This is a genomic window from Tepidimonas fonticaldi (assembly GCF_001675355.1).
Classification (GTDB): Bacteria; Pseudomonadota; Gammaproteobacteria; order Burkholderiales; family Burkholderiaceae_C; genus Tepidimonas; species Tepidimonas fonticaldi.
This window is the reverse complement of sequence record NZ_LZDH01000018.1, coordinates 1-4,927: the sequence shown is the minus strand read 5'-3', so window position 1 is coordinate 4,927 and position 4,927 is coordinate 1. Positions and strand designations below refer to the sequence as shown.

2 protein-coding genes and 1 pseudogene are annotated in these 4,927 nt (G+C 65.7%); all 3 read left to right on the top strand.

The annotated features are described in order from the left end of the window. Window positions 1–79: 79 nt before the first annotated feature. Window positions 80–310, top strand: a pseudogene (locus A9O67_RS02945) (type I restriction endonuclease); the annotation flags it as partial. A 98-nt stretch (window positions 311–408) separates the two neighbouring features. Then, window positions 409–1,410 (top strand): RhuM family protein, encoded by a 1,002-nt coding sequence (rhuM, locus tag A9O67_RS02940; protein ID WP_068607208.1) that lies wholly within the window; start codon window positions 409–411, stop codon window positions 1,408–1,410. 4 nt (window positions 1,411–1,414) lie between these two features. Beyond that, on the top strand, window positions 1,415–4,609 hold the full coding sequence (locus tag A9O67_RS02935; RefSeq protein WP_068607206.1) for a type I restriction endonuclease subunit R: 3,195 nt from the start codon (window positions 1,415–1,417) through the stop codon (window positions 4,607–4,609). Window positions 4,610–4,927 lie beyond the last annotated feature (318 nt).

The following is a 4,927-nucleotide window of genomic DNA, read 5'->3' as shown; positions in this document are numbered from 1 at the left end:
CGCGCCTCGCAGCAGCTCTTGCAGGATGCTGCGTGCCAGCAGGTATCCACGGCGGCTGGGTATTATGTGATCATCCGGGATGCGACACCTATCTGAAGCTGCGTTGGAGCAAGCGCTCCTGGACCAGCTGCACGGGCTCGGATACAGGATCGAACGCGAGGAGGACATCGGCCCCGACGGCCACCGGCCGGAGCGCGAGAGCCATGACGAGGTGGTGCTGCGCAGGCGGTTCGAGGACGCCGTCGAACGCCTGAACCCCGGCGTGCCGCCGGAGGCGCGGCAGGACGCGATCCGCAGGGTCGTACAGGCCGTGCGGGCCTCGCGGCTCGATGCGCATGATCCGCACGGCCTGATTTCCGGCGCGCTGGGCATCGCCGATGCCCAAGCCTTCCTCAAGGAACGTGACTTATGAACGAAGCTGGGCAACTCGTCATCTTCGAAGCTGAAAACGGTCCGGTCCAGGTGCGGCTGGAGGGAGAGACCGTGTGGCTGACGCAGGCGCAGATGGCCGAGCTGTTCGGCACTTCCAGTGACAACATCAGCCTGCACCTCAAGAACATTTACAAGGAGCGGGAGCTTCAGGAGGCGGCAACTACCGAGGATTTCTCGGTAGTTCGCCAGGAGGGCGCGCGGCAGGTACGGCGCCGACTCAAGCACTACAACCTCGACGCCATCATTTCCGTGGGGTATCGGGTCAGTTCCGCGAAAGCGACGCGCTTTCGCCAGTGGGCAACTACCGTACTGCGTGAGCACCTGACCCGTGGCTTCACCCTGAACCGCCAACGCTTCGAACGCAATGCCGCCGAGCTGGAAGCCGCGCTGCAGCTGGTGAGAAAGGCGGCTGCGGGCGAGGCGCTGACCGCCGAACAGGGCCGCGGGCTGGTGGATGTGATCGCGCGCTACACCCAGACCTTCCTGTGGCTGCAGCGCTATGACGAGGGGCTGCTGACTGCACCGGCGGGCAGTCCGGGCGGCGTGCTGCCGACACTGGACGAGGCCCGTGCCGCCATTGCGCGGCTGAAGGCTGACCTGATGGCGCGCGGCGAGGCTTCCGAGCTCTTCGGGCGCGAGCGCGGCGATGCCTTCGCGGCCCTGCTGGGTAACCTTGACCAGACCGTGTTCGGCGAGCCGGCCTATCCCACGGTGGAAACCAAGGCCGCGCACCTGCTGTATTTCGTCATCAAGAACCATCCGTTCGCGGACGGCAACAAGCGCAGCGGGGCCTTCCTGTTCGTGGATTTCCTGGCACGCAACGGGCGCCTGCTGCGCAACGGCGAACCGGTGATCAACGACGTGGGCCTGGCGGCGCTGGCGCTGCTGGTGGCGGAGTCCGACGCCAAGAACAAGGACGTGATGATCCGCCTGATCGAGAACATGCTCGCCCTGCCGAGCGGCCGGGAAGAGGGATAGACGCATGGCATTTCTGTCCGAGGCCGAGATCGAAAGCGCGTTGCTGGATCAGCTGCGCGCGCTTGGTTACAGCATCGAACGCGAGGAGAACATCGGCCCCGACGGGTATCGCCCCGAGCGCGAAAGCCACGACGAGGTGGTGCTGAAGCGGCGCCTTGAGGAAGCGGTGGCCCGCCTGAATCCCTCGCTGCCCGCTGAAGCCCGGCACGACGCGATCCGGCGCGTGACGCAGTCCGAGCTGCCGAACCTGCTGGAAGAGAACCGCCGGCTCCATCGTCTGCTGACCGAAGGCGTGGATGTGGAGTACTACGCGGATGATGGCGTGCTCACCGCTGGCAAGGCGCGGCTGATCGACTTCGATGACCCGGCCAACAACGACTGGCTGGCGGTGAACCAGTTCGTGGTCATCAACGGACAGTATCAGCGGCGGCCCGATGTGGTGCTGTTCGTCAACGGCCTGCCGCTCGCGGTGATCGAGCTCAAAGCGCCGGGAGACCACCAGGCCACCGTCGTGGCCGCGTTCAACCAGTTGCAGACCTACAAGCAGCAGATTCCGCAGCTCTTCCAGACGAACGCGCTGCTGGTGGCGTCCGATGGACTCGTGGCGCGGGTGGGCTCGCTCTCGGCCGATCTCGAACGCTTCATGCCGTGGCGCACCACCGACGGCCGGGAGGTGGCCCCCAAGGGAGCGCCGGAGCTGGAGACGCTGATCGCCGGCGTGTTCGAGCCTCGGCGCCTGCTGGACCTGCTGCGCGACTTCACGGTGTTCGGCGAGACGGGTACCCGCCTCGTCAAGATCATCGCCGGCTATCACCAGTTCCACGCGGTGAAGAAGGCGGTGGAGCAGACGGTGCGTGCCATGCCGCCTGCCCATGTCGCGAAGGAGGACCCGGCCGACTACGGCCTGCCCTCGGTCAAGAGCCAGCGCCCCGGCGACCGGCGTGCCGGCGTGATCTGGCACACGCAGGGATCGGGCAAGAGCCTGTTGATGGCCTTCTACGCGGGCCTCTTGGTCAAGCATCCTGCGATGGAAAACCCGACGCTGGTCGTGCTGACCGACCGCAACGACCTGGACGATCAGCTCTTCGCCACCTTCTCGATGTGCCGCGACCTGATCCGCCAGACGCCGGTGCAGGCCGAGGGGCGTGAGCACTTGAAGGAACTGCTCAACCGGGCATCGGGCGGGGTGATCTTCACCACACTGCAGAAGTTTGGCGAGGTCAACGGGCCGCTCACCCTGCGACGCAACGTCGTGGTCATCGCCGACGAGGCGCACCGCAGCCAGTACGGTTTCAAGGCCAAGGTGGATGCCAGGACCGGCGAGATTTCCTACGGCTTCGCCAAGTACATGCGCGATGCCCTGCCGAACGCCTCATTCATCGGCTTCACCGGCACGCCCATCGAGGCCGACGACGTGAACACCCCGGCGGTGTTCGGCCACTACATCGACATCTACGACATCAGCCGCGCGGTGGAGGACGGCGCCACGGTGCCGATCTACTACGAGTCGCGCCTGGCGCGCATCGAGCTGGACGAGGACGAGAAGCCCAGGATCGACGCCGAGGTGGAGGAGATCCTGGAAGGCGAGGAAGAATCCGCCCGCGAACGCACGAAGCAGAAGTGGGCCACGGTGGAGGCCCTGGTCGGCGCGGACAAGCGCTTGAGGTTGGTCGCGGAGGACATCGTCCGCCATTTCGAGGACCGGGTGGCGGCCCTGGACGGCAAGGCGATGGTCGTCTGCATGAGCCGGCGCATCTGCGTCAAGCTCTACGACGAGATCGTGAAGCTGCGTCCCGGATGGCACAGCGATGACGACCACGCCGGCAGCGTCAAGATCGTGATGACGGGCGCGGCCTCCGATCCGCCCGAGTGGCAACCGCACATCGGCAACAAGGCGCGGCGGGACCTGCTCGCCAAACGCGCCCGCGATCCGAACGACCCGCTCAAGCTCGTCATCGTGCGCGACATGTGGCTGACCGGCTTCGACGCCCCCTGCATGCATACGATGTACGTGGACAAGCCGATGCGCGGCCACGGCCTGATGCAGGCCATCGCGCGCGTCAACCGCGTGTTCCGCGACAAGCCGGCCGGGCTGATCGTGGACTACATCGGCATTGCGCAGAATCTGAAGAACGCGCTGGCCCAGTACTCACCGCGCGACCGCGAGAACACCGGTATCGACGAGGCCGAGGCGATTGCGGTCATGATGGAGAAGTACGAAGTCGTGCGTGACATGTTCCACGGCTTCGACTACCTCTCGGCCTTGAACGGTTCGCCGCAAGCGCGTCTGGGCATGATGGCTGGCGCCATCGAGTGGATTCTGGAGAGGCAGCAACAGTGGGCCGCCCAGGAAAGGACGCCCGAGGGCAAGAAGGCGGCGCACCGGCGCTACCAGGACGCCGTGCTGGCGCTGTCCAAGGCGTTCGCGCTGGCGGCATCCAGCGATGAGGCGCGGGAGATCCGCGAAGAGGTGGGCTTCTTCCAGGCCATTCGCGCGGCGCTGGTCAAGTCGAGCGTAGGCGCAGGCACCTCCGCCCAGGATCGGGAGCTTGCGATCCAGCAGATCGTCAGCCGCGCGGTGGTCTCGACCGAGATCGTGGACATCCTGGCGGCTGCCGGCATCAAGAGCCCGGACATCTCCATCCTGTCCGACGAGTTCCTGGCCGAAGTGCAGCAGATGGAGAAGAAGAACCTGGCGCTGGAAGCCCTGCGCAAGCTCCTCAATGACGGCATCCGCTCACGCGCCAAGGCCAACGTCGTGCAGACGAAGGCGTTTTCGGAGCGGCTGGAAGATGCCGTGGCCCGCTACCACGCCAACGCCATCAACACGGCCGAGGTACTGCAGGAACTCATCGAGCTGGCCAAGGACATCCGCGCGGCCCACCAGCGCGGTGAGGAGTCCGGCCTGTCGGACGAGGAATACGCCTTCTACATGGCGTTGGCCGAGAACAACAGTGCGGTTGAAGTAATGGGAAATGATCAGCTCATGGTGATCGCCCACGAGCTGCTGGTGAGCCTGCGCGAGAACGTGACGGTGGACTGGGCGCACCGGGAATCGGCCCGCGCCCGCATGCGGGTACTCGTCAAGCGCATCCTGCGCAAGTACGGCTATCCGCCGGATCTCCAGGACGCGGCGGTGCAGACGGTGCTCGCGCAGGCGGAGGCCTTGTCGGCCGGCTGGGCGGTGCGAGCACGTTGATTGGCACTGGGCGAGAAAAAGGGCCAACCGTTCCGGTTGGCCCTCGGGTGTTGGTGGCGGAACACGGAACCGAACCCGCGTCCGCATATGAGGTTCGTTAGCAAAGCACTGTTCTTGAGGGTGCCCGCCTGCACCAAGTGGCCGTTTTGCTACGTGAAAAGTCTCGGCTGGGTCGGCGTCGGGTTGCGATAGTCCGAGCAGCCTCGGGGAAATCGTCGGCTGGGCGCGCCCAGACGAGTTTCCGCCGAGGAACATGCGCACGAGCAAGGGGCTGCGGGCGCTCGGTTACAACGTGAGGATCGGTGTTTGATCTGCGGC